The organism is Pseudoalteromonas tunicata, from assembly GCF_002310815.1.
In the GTDB taxonomy this organism is placed as follows: Bacteria; Pseudomonadota; Gammaproteobacteria; order Enterobacterales; family Alteromonadaceae; genus Pseudoalteromonas; species Pseudoalteromonas tunicata.
The window spans coordinates 785,725-802,329 of sequence record NZ_CP011033.1; the positions used below are offsets into that span (position 1 = coordinate 785,725).

The window sequence follows — 16,605 nt, forward strand, 5'->3', positions numbered from 1 at the left end:
AGCGGTAAGTATTATTTAGTCATCGATAGGGCGACAGCTTCGGCCACTTTAATGCCATCAATACCAGCCGATAAAATACCGCCAGCATAGCCCGCACCTTCACCTGCAGGGAATAAACCTTTAACATTAATACTTTGATACTCTTTATCACGTTTGATACAAATGGGTGATGAAGTACGCGTTTCAACACCCGTTAATAAGCCATCGTTTGTTGAAAAGCCTTTAATTTGTTTATTAAAAGCGGGAATAGCTTCACGGATGGCCGCAATTGCATAGGCAGGTAACACATTCGATAAATCAGTTAAGGTAATGCCAGGGGTATAAGATGGCTGCACATCACCTAATTGCGCAGATGATTGACCCTTTAAGAAATCACCAATTAGCTGTGCAGGGGCATTGTAATCACTGCCACCGAGAGCAAACGCTTGTTTTTCAAGCTTACGTTGTAATTCAATACCGGCAAGAGGGTGACCTGGATAGTCTTCCTCGGGTGAAATACCTACCACAATAGCACTGTTTGCATTACGTTCATTACGTGAGTACTGGCTCATGCCGTTAGTAACAACTTGGCCAAGCTCTGAGGTTGCTGCAACGACAGTACCACCTGGACACATACAAAAACTATATACAGTACGACCATTATCACAATGATGTACTAGTTTATAATCAGCTGCGCCTAGAATTGGATTCCCCGCATTATCACCAAAACGGCACTCATCAATCATTGATTGTTTATGCTCAATGCGAAATCCAACTGAAAAAGGTTTAGCTTCAATATAAACATCACGGTTATAGAGCATTTCAAAGGTATCGCGGGCACTGTGTCCAACCGCTAATACCACATGTTTACTGTGTAAGGTTTCGCCGTTTGATAATTGTAGTGCGGTGATTTGACCATCGGTAATGACGATGTCATCAACGCGGGTGCTAAAACGGATTTCCCCGCCTAAGGCAATAATTTCAGCCCGCATTTTTTCAATCATATTAACCAGTTTAAATGTCCCGATGTGCGGTTTACTGACGTATAAAATTTCCTCAGGTGCACCTGCGGCAACAAACTCATTAATAACCTTACGGCCATAATGATTCGGGTCTTTAACTTGACTATAAAGCTTACCATCAGAAAATGTACCAGCGCCGCCTTCACCAAATTGTACATTGGATTCAGTATCTAAGGTGCCTTTACGCCAAAAACCAAAGGTGTCTTTGGTACGCTCACGTACCGCTTTACCGCGCTCTAAAATAATCGGGTTAAATCCCATTTGAGCAAGTAATAAACCGGCAAATAATCCGCATGGGCCAAATCCAATCACTACCGGGCGCTCGGTTAAGTTTTTAGGCGCTGTTGCGACAAATTTGTAGCTGGTATCAGGCGCTGGTTTGACATGTGGGTCTTTGGCAAATTGCTGTAATAGTTGCGCTTCTCCCGTGACGTTAATATCTAGGGTATAAATGAGTAAAATATTGGTTTTTTTGCGGGCATCATAGCCACGTTTAAACACGGTAAAATCGATAAGTTGTGATGAGGAAATGGCCAGCTTTGATAAAATCGCTTGGGTTAAAGCCGCCTCATCATGATCTAAGGGCAGCTTTATTTCAGTTAAACGTAACATAATGTCTCTTTTTAGGTGTCTTAGCCAAATGACGTATTTAGCTCACAATAGGGCTATTTTACGTGATGTCAGAGATGGTGTCACACTGCAAACTCACTTTTATAGTCGGTTATTGTTATTTGATACCTATACGTGATTTTAATCGTGTCTTAATATTGTATTTTTGGCTTGGATCAGTATGATCGGCCGCTGTTCGAATTTCAGTAAAGGCAAAGAAAACATGGCATTTGTAGTGGGCGACAATTGTATTAAGTGTAAGTACACCGATTGTGTTGCAGTGTGTCCTGTAGACGCGTTTTTTGAAGGTCCGAACTTTTTAGCGATTAGCCCGATAATTTGTATTGACTGTGGTTTATGTGAACCCGAGTGTCCGGCAGAGGCAATTTTTCAAGAAGATGCCTTACCTGCTGAGCAACACCAATATCTTGAACTTAATGCTGAATTGGCTGAAATTTGGCCTAACATTACCCAAGTAAAAACACCACCAGCCGATGCGGATAGCTGGAATGGGGTAAAAGATAAACTCAAGTATATTGAAACGTAAATATGGTACATAAATCTAAGCAAAATGAAATGCTATTCACCCTTAATACAGAATACAGAAATAAAAAAAGCGCCTGGGCGCTTTTTTTATGGTTCGCTTTGTAAATTATGCTACTGGCCTCGGCGTACGTTATCTAAAATAATACCTGTTGCCATGGCGACATTGAGCGATTCCGCCTGACCGAAGGCGGGAATGGTGATTTTTTGGGTAACATGTTGACCTGCCAATGGGCGAATGCCATGTGATTCGCTGCCCATTAAAATAATGCCTTCTTTAGCAAAGCTAACCTGATGCACATTTTCGCCTCCCAGATACGCACCATAAATAGGAAGTGCGGCATTGTTTAAGTAGCTAGGTAAGTCAACTTGGCTGACATGTACTCTGCTAAATGATCCCATAGTGGCACTAATGGTTTTTGGATTATAAGGGTCGGCGCAATCGTCACTGGCAATGATATGTGTGATGCCATACCAGTCGGCCACACGGATAATAGTGCCTAAATTACCCGGATCAGAGACCCCATCTAACGCAAGCATCATCCCTTTTGGTTCAGGGACTGCTTTTTGCTTCATTTTTACTATGGCTAATGCGGCATTGTTGCTAATGAGTGTGCTTGCTTTTTCAAGTTGTTCTTCATCGGTTTCAATTACATGCTGATTTCTAAGTGCGTCGCTATGTTCGGCAATAAACGAATGGGTCGCAAAAATCTGGTCAACCTCAAAGTCGCTTCCGAGTAATTCAACCACGTTCTTTTCACCTTGCACTAAAAAGAGTTGATGTTGTTTACGGTATTTTTTTTGGTTTAGGGCACGGATTAGTTTGAGTTGGTTTTTTGAGATCATGGTTGGTTTCCAAATAAATGCGCCCGCATTATAGCAATAAAAACTAAGCAGCATAATAGCCAAGCGTGATTGTTTGCTTTACCTGGGTGATTAGTAAGTTTGTGAAAAAATAGAGTCATTAATCTAATTGTAAAATAAGCGTCATCTAAAAGTCATTGGCTCCTCATACTCTTTGCGCCCATAAAAACAAATACTTAAAACTCTAACTTTCAAAAGGAAATTTCAAATGGCTCGTTCGCCAATCCCAAAACGTCTTGCGCTTGTTGTATCAATGATATTGAGCTCTTCTGCTGCTTTGGCAGAGCAAACTCAAGAAATTGAAGAAGTCTCGGTTGTGGCTAAAAAAATCACCTATGCTAATCATGTTATCGACCCTGCTATGAAAGCACAGCAAAACTCGATTAATAGCATATTATCGGTGATCGATAATTTACCAGGGATCAGTATTAACGAAGGGGATGCGTTTGGCGGTGATGATTGGTCTACCTCAATCACAATGCGTGGTTTTGCAATTGATGGTTACCAGCAACAATTAGGTATGACGGTTGATAGTATTCCAAATGGTGGTTCAAATTATGGTGGCGGCGCAAAAGCAAACCGCTATCTTGAAAGTGAAAACATGGCAACGGTCGAAGTGGGCCAAGGCACATCTGATTTAGCGTCAGCTTCTCTTGAAGCATTAGGCGGTACATTTAATTTTGTCAGTAAAGATCCATCCGATCAAGCAGCTACCACGCTTGCCTATACTCATGGCGACCACAATGCAACGCGTTATTTTGTTCGTCAAGAAACGGGCGAAATTATGGGTAATACCCGAGCTTATTTTAGTTATTCACAAACGGAAACAAATCGCTGGATTGGTGATGGTAGCAACGGCGGTAGCGATAAACAGCATGCTGAAGCAAAGTTTGTTTCTGATTTTTCTACATTCACTCTGACAGGTCGTTTATCTTACGATGATGTGGCAGAAGATAACTATAACTCAGTTTCAATTGCGCAATTTAAACAAACGCCAGATTGGGATCAACTGACTTGGAATTGGACTGGTATTCCTCACTTTGACCAAATGTTTGCTGAAGGTTGGTCTACATTACGTGAAAACACCTTAGGTTACTTAAAGTTTGAGTTCGCTCTTGCAAATGGCAGCAGCCTTAATATCACACCGTACTTTCATAAAAATAAAGGCCGTGGTGATTGGATCCCGCCTTATTTAGTGAGCGCTGTTGATGACAATGGCAACCCAACCTCAAAAGGTGGCACTTTTACTAAATATGGCTTTACCGATCCAGCTGGTACGCCTTTAGTACCAAATGAAGGCTGCAGTTCAGAATACAGCTGGCCATCGAGTTCAGGTTCTTTATTACATCCAGATTGTTATGCCGATGACGCGGTGCCTGTTATGTCATATCGTCATACCCATTATAAAAAAGAGCGTGTTGGTTTATTAGCAGATTACCAAGTAACGCTTGATAATCATGATATTAAAGTTGGTTTTTGGTATGAAGATGATGAGCGCACTGAATCGCTTGATTGGCATAAAGTGATTGATGCGCGTGTATATTATCATTTCGATCACACTCCTTATTGGACACAATATAGCAATGTATTTAATACAGAAACATTAAAGTTATATGCACAAGATAGCATTAACTTCGATGCTGTGACTTTAAACATCGGGGCTCAAAAGTATCTTGTTGATTTAGAAAAAGAAGATAAATTTACGAATACTCTGGCTGGAAAAGTAAACAGTGATTCTGATTTACTGTGGAGTTTAGGTGGTCTTTATCAGCTTAATCAAGAAATCGAGATTTTTGCAGGCTTTAGCGAAAACTTTGCAGCGATTAAGAATGAAGTCTTAGAAAGAGAAGCCTCTGCATTTACTAATATTGAAGCAGAAACAGCGCAAAATATTGATTTAGGGCTGCGTTTTAATAATGACATCTGGCAAATATCAGCAACAATTTACAGCATTGAATTTGATAACCATATTACATTAATTGCGCCTGGCAGTGATATCGGTGGTATTGATTACACTGCAGGCACCAAAGGTCGTTACATCAATGTCGGTGGGATTGACTCAAAAGGGTTTGAGCTAAGTGCACGTTACCAATATAACGATAACTTAAGTGTTTACTCGTCTTACACCAATAATGATTCAACCTATGTAGGTAATGCGCCAGGCTTCGAATCAGGCGATAAAGTGATCGACTCTGTTGATAATATGTTTGTGGTATCAAGTGATTACAGCAAGGGTGATGTCCGTTTTGGTCTATCTGCTAAATATACTGGCGAGCGCAGTGAAGCGGATGCTTATACCCTTGTTGATCTGAATATTGGTTACAACAAAGCACTAAATGATGGTGTCTTTAACGAAATTGATATTGCCTTTGTAGTAAATAACATACTTGATAAGCGTTATTTATCAACAGGTACTGGCACCGGTGATACTTTCTTTATTGGTGGCCCACGTACTGCAACATTAACCTTTACTGCACACTTTTAATTTCTGCAATCTTTCATTTATCACATATCAACCTGCCAATTAAGTTTGGCAGGTTTTAGGACTTTAGTATGTTAAAACACCTAATTTGGATCAGCGCATTACTAGCGATAAGCAAAGTACATGCAGAAAAAAATGTGATTGTCATCACGCTCGATGGCGTCCGCTGGCAAGAGGTATTTAAGGGCGCGGATGCAACGTTAATGAACAACAAAGATTTTGTGCAAGATATTGATAAAACAACTGCGCAATATTGGGATGAAAACTTAACAGTCAGGCGAGAAAAGTTAATGCCTTTTTTTTGGCAATACGTTGCTAAACAAGGCGTGATGCTAGGTAATCGAGATTATGGTTCTTATATGTCAATTGCAAACAATTGGCATTTTTCATATCCAGGATACAGTGAAATTTTTACCGGTATCGTTGATGACAGTATCAACAGTAACAAAAAAATCCAAAATCCAAATCAAACCTATCTTGAATGGTTGAATGCAAAAGCAAAATATCAGCACAAAGTCGCTCTCTTTGGTGGCTGGGATGTATTTCCATATATTATTAATAGTGAGCGAAGTGGTGTTTATGTCAATGCAGGTTTTATGCCTGAAACACAAGTGACAACGCCAGAAATAACCTTGTTGAATCAATTGCAAACTGAAATTCCAAGCCCTTGGCATAATGTACGACTGGATAGTTTTACTTATCGTTTTGCTAAAGCGTATTTACTCGATAAACAGCCAAAAACGATGGTGATTTCATTAGGTGAAACGGATGATTTTGCGCACGATGGCCACTACGATCAATATCTTGATGCTGCTAAACGTTCTGATGCTTTTATTGCCGATCTTTGGCAGACCTTACAGAATCATCCCCATTATAAAGATAATACCGTTTTGATTGTGACCACCGATCATGGCCGAGGCAGTCATGCGAGTGATTGGCAGCATCATGCATCAAAAACAGCGGTACAAGGTTACATGAAAGATTTAAAGAATTTTGAAAATGGTATTGAAGGTTCGGAGCATATTTGGCTGGTGGCGCTTGGTCTTGATGGTGTGAGTGCAGGCGAAAAAACAACAAAAGTCGAGTTAAAACAAAAACAAATCGCAGCAACCGTGCTGACGTTATTAGGTGAGGATCCCGCTCAGTTTAACCCGAATATGGGTAGCGTGATTAACGAAATGCTAATGCAGGACAAATAATGAAAAAAGTAATAGCCATTATTGCTGCCAGTTTACTGAGTTTAAACGGTCATGCCGCCAGTCAAAAAATTCTATTTGGCTCGTGTGCACATCAAGATAAACCAATGCCAATCTTGGGCCAAGTGGCCAAAGAGCAGGGCGATGTGTTCATTTTCTTAGGGGATAATATTTATGGTGATACCGAAGATATGAACTTAATGGCCGCAAAATATCAACAATTAGCCAATAATCCAGACTTTAAAACCCTCAAGCAAAGTACCCCGCTTATTGCTGTGTGGGATGACCATGATTTTGGTCAAAATGATGCCGGCGCCCAATACCCGATGAAAGAGCAAAGCCGTAAGCTGATGCTCGATTTTTGGCAAGAGCCAAAGGATTCAGCCCGTTATACCCAAAAAGATGGGATCTATACCAGTTATTTTTATGGTGACGAAGCCAATAAAGTCCATATTATTTTGCCTGATTTACGTTTTAATCGCAGTCCATTGGCACAGGTTAGCGCGCAAGATTATAAAAATAAGCGTGAACCAAATAAAATGGGTCCTTATAGCCCAACAACTGATCCAAAGGCATCGATGTTAGGTGAAAATCAGTGGCAATGCTAGAACTTGAATTGCAAAAACCGGCTAAGTTGAAAATCATTGCGTCAAGTCTACAGTTATTACCTGAATTTACCGGCTGGGAGTCATGGGCTAATTACCCCAATGATCGCGACCGTTTATTGAAGCTGATTAAACACTATCAGGTGAATGGCGTGATGATCATCAGTGGTGATACGCATTGGGGCGAACTCAGTCGTTTTAGCAAAAACTTAGATTATCCCCTTTATGAAATGACAAGCTCAGGTATTACCCAAGAATGGAAAGCAATCAGCCCAAATCAACATCGAGTAGGTGCGCCAACTTCCGAATTAAACTACGGACAACTTGAGATAGATTGGCAGCAAGCTGATCCAACCATTGAGTTTTTATTAAAACGTCAAGATGGCTCGCAAATAATTAAACAATCGTTAACGCTATCATCGATTAGCCCTTATAAAAAATAGCTACTTTTAGGTTAAATAAACGAAAATTTCGTTTATTTAACCTTTGAAAAAATGCCATTTTCATTTTTATTTAATTAACTGTATGATATAAAACAAAAAATAATATTGGCCTTGAATTTGCTTTATTGGCTGAAACTTATATTAAGTGCAAAAGGAAAAATAATAATGAATCTACGTCTATTAGTTGTTGCGGCCTGCGCAGTGCCTTTGTTAACGGGTTGTGTTGTTGCGGTATCCGATGGTGAGGTTGATAGTCATTGGGCGTCATCAAATACAAGCTCGTGGGAAAAACAGCATGAAAACAATCGTAATAAAATTGCTAACCTACAACTTTCTCAAACTTACCAAACCGTGTTAAATACCCTAGGTACCCCTAACTTTTCGGAGTTTGTGACTAAGAACGCTGAAAATTACCAAGTTTTATTTTACGCGACTCACAGCATTCACTCTGATGGTAAAATGACTAAAGATGAATGTACACCGCTGGTATTTAAAAATGGTCAGCTAGTGGGTTGGGGCGATGCGGCTTATAATCCATTGCTCTAGATTGCTGGATTTATACCTGTCGTCTTTCAAGATGCTCGGGTGTTGGCCACGCGCCTTCACCTCAATTACATAGTGCATCTATGCTCTAGGAGGATTTTGAGAGCCATTCCTGACTCTTACCAAAGGCCAGCCTACGTGCACCTTGAAAGCCATTGGGTAGATACTAAAAAATACGCATAAAAAAAGCGCCAAATGTGGCGCTTTTTGAGGTTAATTAGTGCTTCAATTAACGAGCATTGGTGCTTTCAAAGATTTTGTCGGCAGATGCTGCGACAAAACCAGTATATAGCTCACCATTGGCCATCGGATAACGCAGTGCAAACTCATAAAAGCAGCTTGGTACTGTCATCTCGCCATCACTAAACTGCACAGTGTAATCATCCGCTAGGGTTGAGGACTGCTCAAGTAATACTTCAGCTGAGCCTTTAATTTCGCCGCCTGAGGTATTGAGGGCAAAACCCGCTTTTTTGAGTGCGTCATTTACACTTTCAATGGTCTCGAAGTTTTTTAATTCGTTGATATTTACAGTAAAGTGGTTCGCACGATAACCCCATGCAGCCATCCATGCAGCATATTCGCTCTCAGCTAATAATGCTTTATAGGTTTGGCTATCGACAGACCAATGTGTGCCCGAGTATAAAAAGTTATCGGCAGTCACTGCATCTGGGTCAATTTGATCAACTAAGTCGGTGACAATTTTTTGTAATTGCTCAGAACACTGATCAATCAGTAATTCAGAAATAAATACTTTAGGTTGTTTCGGATCTGAATGTTCAAAATGTTTGGCGTATAGTTTTTTGGCTTCGAAGTGGTATTCGCCACATTCTTTATAACCGACAGCTAAAAAGTGAGCCGCTAATTTTTCAAGGCTTACTTTTTCGATATTAAACGTACGCAGTGCTATGTGATCGTTAATAATATCGTCTTGTTGTGTTGTGCCTAATAATTTGTGAACTTCAACCGCAGATGGTGTCACTGATAAATAGTTATCCCATAAGTTAGCAAATAAAGCGTTTACATCGTTATGCATGGTATTGAACCTTATAAGAAGCAGCCTAATAGGCTGCTAACAATAAATAAAATAAGTAGCTAGGCTACTCGCTAATTGTTAAACCCGGCGCAAGGATTTCTGGCAACGTAACCGCACTTGCCTCGACCGAAGCCACAGGATAAGCACAGTAATCGGCTGCATAAAACGCACTCGCTCTGTGATTGCCGCTTGCCCCAATACCACCAAAAGGTGCTGCACTTGATGCACCAGTGATAGGTCGGTTCCAGTTAACAATACCGGCTCGAATACGTTTAAAAAAGTGATCATAATCTGCTTGCGCGTCCGCTAAAATACCTGCAGAAAGACCAAAAGAAGTGTTATTAGCTTCATTGATTGCACTGTCAAAATCATCATAACGATACACTTTTAACAATGGGCCAAAATGCTCTTCATCAGGTAAAGCGCTGGCATGCGTAACATCAATGATCCCTGGTGTGACAAAGCCAGTCCCGGCTTGTAAATGACGCATTTCAAGTAGCGATTTACCTCCAATGGCTTGGATATCTTGTTGTGCTTTAATCATTCCAAGCGCTGCTTTTTCTGAAATCATCGCACCCATAAACGGCTGCGGCTGTGCAAATGCATCACCAATGACTAACTGTTGGGTGGCCGAAATCAGCTTGGCTAAAATGGCATCGCCATTGTCAGTGTTTGCAATAAATAGACGACGTGAACAGGTACAACGTTGGCCTGAAGTAATAAAGGCCGACTGAATAATATCGTGCACAGCAGCATCAATGTTTGCTACATCTTTTATAATTAAAGGATTATTACCACCCATTTCAAGGGCTAAAATTTTACCTGGATTACCTGCAAATTGGCGATGTAATAAATGGCCAGTGCCAGAGCTACCGGTGAAAAATAAACCATCGATTTGTGAATTACCAGCAAGGGCTTTACCAGTTTCAAGTTCGCCTTGCACTAAATTAAGCACACCGGCAGGTAAACCCGCTTGTTGCCATAATTGTACGGTAAATTCAGCAACCATCGGGGTCATTTCTGATGGCTTAAATACCACGGTATTACCAGCAAGTAACGCAGGCACAATATGCCCATTAGGTAAATGGCCTGGGAAATTATAAGGACCAAAGACTGCAACAACCCCATGTGGTTTATGGCGAATAAAGGCTTTTGCACCCGGCATTGGGTTTTCAACTGTGCCAGTACGTTCTTGATTTGCTTTAATTGAAATGGCAATTTTACCAATCATCGCACCCACTTCGGTGCGCGTTTCCCAAATGGGTTTACCCGTTTCTTTGGCGATGACAGTTGCAAGCGCTTCGGTATTGGTTTTTAGTAGCTCGGCAAATTTTTGTAAAACAACAATACGCTCTTCAACACTTTTGTCGCTCCACTGATAAAAAGCGGCTCTGGCAGCAACAATTGCGTGATTCACTTGTTCAGCGTTTGCACCAGCGCCTTGCCATATGACTTCGCCATTGGCCGGATTGATAGATTGAAAAACTGGACCCTGACCTTCAAGCCATTGATCATTAATAAATTGTACATTTAAGCTCATGGGTGATCCCGATTAAAATTGAATAAAACGAACGCAGTCACCATCGGTAACGTGCAGCGCATCAGCAACCGCAGGGCTGATTAAGAGGAGATTCTGAAGCTCATCGATGTGTATTTGGTCGCTCACTAAAGCACGAAAGCCTTCAATTTCTTGGTTGCAAACAGCAACCTGTTGATTGCCTTGAACTTCTGTGATTTTACATGGCCAAGACAGGCTTTGTTGTACCGTTTTAATTGATTTTAGTTTTGCTTCAACGGTTGGGCCTGCATCAAACAAATCAACATAACCACGGTGTTCAAACCCTTCTTTTTCAAGTAATTTTAAAGCGGGTTTTGTTTTTTCGTGGACTTGTCCGATTACAGCTTGTGCTTCTTCACCCAGTAAATTGGCATAAATTGGATGTTTTGGCATCAATTCAGAAATAAATACTTTGTTGCCTATGCCTATTAGATGGTCGGCAGTTGGAAAATCAATGGTAAAAAAGTGATCTTGTAACCATTGCCAAAAAGGTGAATGACCTTCTTCATCAGACACACCACGCATTTCTGCAATAACGGTATCGGCAAAACGCTCAGGATGCTCTGCCATAAACAAAAAACGCACCCGAGATAATAACCGACCCGCACTGCCTTTACGGTAGGCTTCATTTAAAAACAAAGTACAAATCTCGCTCGAACCTGTGTAGTCGTTACACATAGTCAGTGTTTCTACTGTGTTGTAAACATCAAGAGTTGGCGAGTGGTGAACCATTTTACCGCGATGGTAATGATAAAGCGGCACGTTCATACCTACAGTTGCTTCAATTGCTGTAGTACCAATTATTTTGCCGCTATGGGTATCTTCTAAAACAAATAAATAACCTTGATCGCCGTGCGTTTGCACCGCTTGCGCAAAACTATGTTCTGAGCGGGTTATTTTGCTAATTAATAGCTCATCATTGACGGGCAAAGAAGTAAACCCATGACCAGAATCAATTGCTATTTGTTTTAGTGCAGCAAAATCGCTGCTTTTGATGGGACGAATAACTTGCATAATAGTGACTCACTTACAAATGGGTGGCACTAAGCCACCCATTTTATTTAGCCATTTACGACTTGTGAAACTGCTTTTTCAAAACGCGCTAAGCCTTCAACAATGTCTTCTTTTGGAATAATAAGTGAGGGTGCAAAACGCACTACATCAGTTCCTGCCACTAAGCTCATTAAGCCATGATCAGCAGATGCGAGTAAAAAGTCACGTGAACGTCCTGCAAAGTCAGCGTTTAAAACGGCACCTAATAACAAGCCTTCACCACGCACTTCACTAAATACGTTATATTTTTCGTTTATTGCTGTTAGGCCTTCACGAAATAGCTGCTCACGCTCTTTTACACCATTAAGTACATCTGGCGTATTAACTACATCAAATGCAGCTTCTGCAACAGCACACGCTAATGGGTTACCGCCATAAGTCGAACCGTGAGTACCTACTTTTAAATGGGCTGCAATCGCAGTCGTGGTTAGCATGGCACCAATTGGAAAGCCACCACCAAGCGCTTTGGCTGTTGTTAAAATGTCTGGTGTCACCCCTAAACCTTGGTAGGCATATAAATGACCTGTACGACCTACACCTGTTTGCACTTCATCAAAAATAAGTAATGCGTTGTGCTTATCACATAATGCACGAACAGCTTGAACAAATTCAGCTGTAGGAGAGATGATCCCACCTTCACCTTGAAGTGGTTCCATCATAACAGCACATGTTTTATCAGAAATTAAGGCTTCGAATGCCGCAAGATCGTTATAATTACAGTGTTGGATATCTGCCGGTTTTGGACCAAAACCATCAGAGTAAGCAGCTTGACCACCAACTGTTACCGTAAAGAAAGTACGACCATGGAAACCTTTATTAAAGGCAATAATGTGTGTTTTCTCTGCACCGAAGACTTCAAGCGCATAACGACGTGCTAATTTTAGTGCCGCTTCATTTGATTCTGCACCAGAATTTGCGAAATACACTTTTTCAGCAAATGTTGCATCAGTTAATTTTTTTGCTAAACGTAAAGCGGGCTCGTTAGTCATAACATTTGATAAATGCCATAACTTTTCACTTTGATCTTGTAATGCTTTAACTAACACAGGGTGGCAATGACCTAAACAGTTAACGGCAATACCGCCAGCAAAATCGATAAATTCTTTACCATTTTGATCCCAAACACGAGAACCTTGTCCTTTGACTGGGATGACACTTGAAGGTGCATAATTTGGCACCATTACTTCGTCGAAAAGCGCTCTAGTTACTTGCATGATACTGGCCTTATTTAATTTATGAGTTAAAAGAAGTCGGTTTATCTAGGTAAAAAAATAGACAGGGCTAAAGATTTAACTGATAAAAGAGGGCACAAAGACAGATGATTTGTTACCAAAAGAATGCCTCTCTTGACTATATTATTGTTATTTATTCATTATCATCACTATTACTGTAAAAGTGCAGTGCCAATTTAAACTAATTGATAGTAATATTTATCAAAATAACCAAATTGATTGCCAATATGATAACTGAACAAGATCAAAAGTTACTGAGTTTGCTAAGAACAAATGCCCGAGCAAGTATTTCTGATTTAGCCCGCGCACTGAATTTATCGCGCTCAACGGTGCAAAATCGTATATCCCGTTTAGAACAAACTGGGGTGATTAAAGGCTATGTCCTGCAATATGGAAATGAGTTTTTAAATGAGCAAGTCTCAGCGCATGTTTCGATTAAAGTGAAACAAAAATTAACCACGAAAACCAATGTTGAGCTAAAACAAATGAGTCAAATTAGTGCGTTATATGCTATCAGTGGTGAGCATGATTTAATTGCTGTGGTGCAAGCTCAATCGCTCGAACAGTTGAGTAAAATACTCGATGACATTGGTAATTTAGATGGTGTTGAACGAACTAACTCTTCGGTGATTTTAGAAACCAAGTTTAACCGTTGATGGGCTTGGAGAATTGAAAAAGTCATTTTTAAGCCATTACAGTAGTAGAGTAATTGCTCAGGCTCTAATACTGTAAGGTATTAATTTTGTTAATTTATTCGGTTTGCAAAGAGCAATAATGCTATTTATACATTAATATTTTTTATCTAAATTACATTCTTGGTGCAAAAATTGCTCAATAGCCAATTAGGTATTGATTTTTAGCCCTTTTAACCGTGTGTTGCATTATGTTGGTGCAATTGTAAAAAAAATGCACTGTCATGATCCGTAAATATAACTATGGTTAGATATCAGACAATTATGAAGAGTGGGTTTTCTGATCTCTCCCAGCAGTAATACGGTCTAAAAAAAGGGTTATGAAGCAAGGAAACCAGCTGAACTAGTTTAATGAGGAGCTCAACAATGTTAACAAAACGTTTTTTTAAAACTAAAGCTGAGGCTGAAGTGACATTTGAGATCAGTGTCAGCGAAGCGGATAACGTCGCACTCGTTGCAGAATTTACTGATTGGCAACCTATGCCGATGAAATATGTAAAAAAAGACAATGTTTACCGCACTAAAGTACGCTTACCCATTGAACAGCAATTCCATTTTCGTTATTTAATCGACGATTCTAAATGGGAAAATGATCACCAAGCTGATGCCTATATTTGTAATTCATTTGGTACAGATAATAGCGTTGTCTCGACCATGCAATGTTAATTGCGAGTCGAGATAACCTATGACAGAGCTTGAACAAGCATTTTATTTACATGGGATTGGCCTAGAATACACCGGATATACCGGCGAAAAAGTTGTTTTTTCTGAGTCAATCAGAGCCGCAATTTTAAGTACAATGACTGAGCTTAATCCTGCTCATATTTTAGAACAAAACTATCAGTTAGATGTTGCACCTTGGTTTAATTTATTACCCGAGACGGTATTTAGTGCCAGCTGGTTGCAGTCGTTTGAGGTAAAACTGAGCGCAGCATACTGGCAGCATACGTTAGAGTGGGCTGTTTATGACCTTGCAGGGCAAACCCTGATTGCACAAGGGCAATGTCGTATGGATGAAAGTAATCTTGTTGGTGATTATTTTTATCAAGGTGAGCGTTTAACTGAGCATACTATTCCAACGTCTGTTTTGGCGCTTGGATACTATTGCTTAAGTATTAAAGTCGCAGATCAGCAGGTTACACGACCATTAGTTGTTTACCCAAAAACTGGTTATCATCAAGCAGATCAAAAATATTGGGGCTTATCGCTACAGCTCTACAGTGTCCGCAGTCAAACTAATTTGGGAATTGGTGATTTTGCTGACTTGCAAATTCTAATTAAGGAGGCAGCGCTTCAAGGGGCAGATTATATTTTACTTAACCCTTTGCATGCCTTATTTGATAATGAGCCTGAACGCGCCAGTCCCTATAGCCCAAACGATCGTCTGTGTTTAAATCCTTTGTACATCGATGTACTTGGTTGTGATGATTTTAAATACAGTACCGAAGCCCAATCTTTATTTAACAGTGACGAATTTCAAACAAAACTTGGCACAGAAAAATCGCAAACTTATATTGATTATAAAGTTATTTTTTCACTGAAATTGACGCTATTTAAGCTTATGTATCGCCAGTTTTATCAGCAGCATCTACAAGCCAAAACATCAGATAGAGCGAAACAATTTTTAACCTATTGTACAACGTCACCTCGTGTGACTGACTTTGTTAATTGGCAGCAGATGCACGTTACTTGTGATCCAATCTATCAAGACAATCACTTTTCATATTACCTGCAGTGGCTGGCTACACTTCAGTTTGAGCAGTGCCAGCAATTGGCTAAGCACAGTGGTATGAAAATTGGCTTAGTGTGCGATCTTGCCGTCGGCTGCGCTGGAGATGGCAATGAGTTTGAGGCTAATGAAGCTATTTTTATTACCAAAGCTAGCATTGGCGCGCCGCCAGATCCTTGGGCATCTCATGGCCAAAACTGGGGTTTACCACCACTCAATCCGCATGCATTAAAAGCATCCGGTTATGCGCACTTTATCGATTTAATTCGTTTTAATATGAAACATTGCGGTGCGTTACGTATTGATCATGTTATGAGCTTATTACGTTTATGGTGGTGCTTATTAGAAGGACCTTTGAAGCAGCATGGTTGCTATGTTTACTATCCATTTAAAGAGTTATTAGCATTATTAAATCTTGAAAGTCAGCTTAATCAATGTGCAGTGATTGGTGAGGATTTAGGCATAGTACCACCTGAAATTTCGCTCTCGTTACGTGATGCGCAAATTTATTCAAATATTTTGTTTTATTTTGAAAAAGATACTGCTGGGCAATTTAGAGCGCTTTCAGAGTTAAAACCACATGCACTATTAATGGTCGCAAATCATGATGTTCCGACATTTAAGGCATGGTGGCATGGTTCCGACTTGTTGTTACGTAATCAACTTAATCTATTTGAGCAACCACATATTTTAGAGCAAGCCCAAATCGAACGTCACCATGATAAGCACAAAATGCTCAGTTGGTTACAGCAGCACAGTGAGTGTGGTCATTTAAGTATTGAAAGCGATTTTATGATTGTCTATCAACAGTTACTTTTAACGCTAGCCGGCTCACACGTGGCTATGATAACGATTCAACTTGACGATTTAGATGATAACGAGATACCAGTGAATATACCTGGTACAGATAAAGAATACCCCAATTGGTGTCGGCGTTTGAACCATGATGTCTTTGAATTACTCAGGCGACATCCTTTTTTAGCCACGTTGCGTTTAGTTCGGGAAAAAGCATAAGTGAGGAA

Annotated in this window: 13 protein-coding genes and 1 pseudogene; 8 read left to right on the forward strand and 6 right to left on the reverse strand. The window is 40.2% G+C overall.

Going from position 1 to position 16,605, the window contains the following annotated elements:
- Positions 1-11: 11 nt before the first annotated feature.
- Complete coding sequence (locus PTUN_RS20830) at positions 12-1,613, reverse strand: NAD(P)/FAD-dependent oxidoreductase (RefSeq protein WP_009836724.1); 1,602 nt, start codon at positions 1,611-1,613, stop codon at positions 12-14.
- A 220-nt stretch (positions 1,614-1,833) separates the two neighbouring features.
- Between PTUN_RS20830 and fdxA the strand changes: the two genes are divergently transcribed.
- Positions 1,834-2,157 carry a ferredoxin FdxA gene (fdxA, locus tag PTUN_RS20835; RefSeq protein WP_040643546.1) on the forward strand — a complete coding sequence of 108 codons (324 nt, stop codon included), beginning with the start codon at positions 1,834-1,836 and terminating at the stop codon, positions 2,155-2,157.
- A 110-nt stretch (positions 2,158-2,267) separates the two neighbouring features.
- Here the strand turns inward: fdxA and PTUN_RS20840 are convergent, their stop codons facing one another.
- On the reverse strand, positions 2,268-2,999 hold the full coding sequence (locus PTUN_RS20840; protein WP_040643545.1) for a TrmH family RNA methyltransferase: 732 nt from the start codon (positions 2,997-2,999) through the stop codon (positions 2,268-2,270).
- A gap of 226 nt (positions 3,000-3,225) precedes the next feature.
- On the opposite strand from PTUN_RS20840, the gene PTUN_RS20845 reads away from it, so the two are divergent.
- The 4 genes and pseudogenes from PTUN_RS20845 (at position 3,226) to PTUN_RS20860 (ending at position 8,289) form a co-directional block, all read left to right on the forward strand.
- Positions 3,226-5,502, forward strand: coding sequence for a TonB-dependent receptor domain-containing protein (locus tag PTUN_RS20845; protein WP_009836721.1), 2,277 nt, complete (start codon positions 3,226-3,228; stop codon positions 5,500-5,502).
- Between the two features lie 68 nt (positions 5,503-5,570).
- The gene (locus tag PTUN_RS20850) at positions 5,571-6,698 is read left to right on the forward strand and encodes an alkaline phosphatase family protein (protein WP_009836720.1); all 1,128 of its coding nucleotides are present in this window, start codon (positions 5,571-5,573) and stop codon (positions 6,696-6,698) included.
- Positions 6,698-7,743: pseudogene (locus tag PTUN_RS20855) on the forward strand (alkaline phosphatase D family protein). The gene PTUN_RS20850 and the pseudogene PTUN_RS20855 overlap by 1 nt, the downstream one beginning before the upstream one ends.
- A gap of 165 nt (positions 7,744-7,908) precedes the next feature.
- Entirely contained in the window at positions 7,909-8,289 is a 381-nt protein-coding gene (locus tag PTUN_RS20860) for a DUF3192 domain-containing protein (protein WP_009836717.1), read from the forward strand.
- Positions 8,290-8,515: 226 nt separating this feature from the next.
- Here the strand turns inward: PTUN_RS20860 and PTUN_RS20865 are convergent, their stop codons facing one another.
- The 4 genes from PTUN_RS20865 to PTUN_RS20880 form a co-directional block, all read right to left on the reverse strand.
- Positions 8,516-9,319 carry a DUF1338 domain-containing protein gene (locus tag PTUN_RS20865; protein ID WP_009836716.1) on the reverse strand — a complete coding sequence of 268 codons (804 nt, stop codon included), beginning with the start codon at positions 9,317-9,319 and terminating at the stop codon, positions 8,516-8,518.
- Positions 9,320-9,383: 64 nt separating this feature from the next.
- A complete protein-coding gene (gene astD, locus PTUN_RS20870; RefSeq protein WP_009836715.1) occupies positions 9,384-10,859 on the reverse strand; it encodes a succinylglutamate-semialdehyde dehydrogenase in 1,476 nt (491 codons plus the stop codon).
- A gap of 12 nt (positions 10,860-10,871) precedes the next feature.
- A complete protein-coding gene (gene astA / locus PTUN_RS20875) occupies positions 10,872-11,891 on the reverse strand; it encodes an arginine N-succinyltransferase (protein ID WP_009836714.1) in 1,020 nt (339 codons plus the stop codon).
- 47 nt (positions 11,892-11,938) lie between these two features.
- Positions 11,939-13,144, reverse strand: a complete 1,206-nt coding sequence (locus tag PTUN_RS20880) for an aspartate aminotransferase family protein (protein ID WP_009836713.1) — start codon at positions 13,142-13,144, stop codon at positions 11,939-11,941.
- A 233-nt stretch (positions 13,145-13,377) separates the two neighbouring features.
- On the opposite strand from PTUN_RS20880, the gene PTUN_RS20885 reads away from it, so the two are divergent.
- The 3 genes from PTUN_RS20885 to malQ all read left to right on the forward strand — a co-directional run bounded on the left by PTUN_RS20885 (position 13,378) and on the right by malQ (position 16,597).
- On the forward strand, positions 13,378-13,818 hold the full coding sequence (locus tag PTUN_RS20885) for an Lrp/AsnC family transcriptional regulator (RefSeq protein ID WP_438942531.1): 441 nt from the start codon (positions 13,378-13,380) through the stop codon (positions 13,816-13,818).
- 402 nt (positions 13,819-14,220) lie between these two features.
- Positions 14,221-14,520 (forward strand): isoamylase early set domain-containing protein, encoded by a 300-nt coding sequence (locus PTUN_RS20890; RefSeq protein WP_009836711.1) that lies wholly within the window; start codon positions 14,221-14,223, stop codon positions 14,518-14,520.
- Positions 14,521-14,539: 19 nt separating this feature from the next.
- Positions 14,540-16,597 carry a 4-alpha-glucanotransferase gene (gene malQ / locus PTUN_RS20895; protein WP_009836710.1) on the forward strand — a complete coding sequence of 686 codons (2,058 nt, stop codon included), beginning with the start codon at positions 14,540-14,542 and terminating at the stop codon, positions 16,595-16,597.
- Positions 16,598-16,605 lie beyond the last annotated feature (8 nt).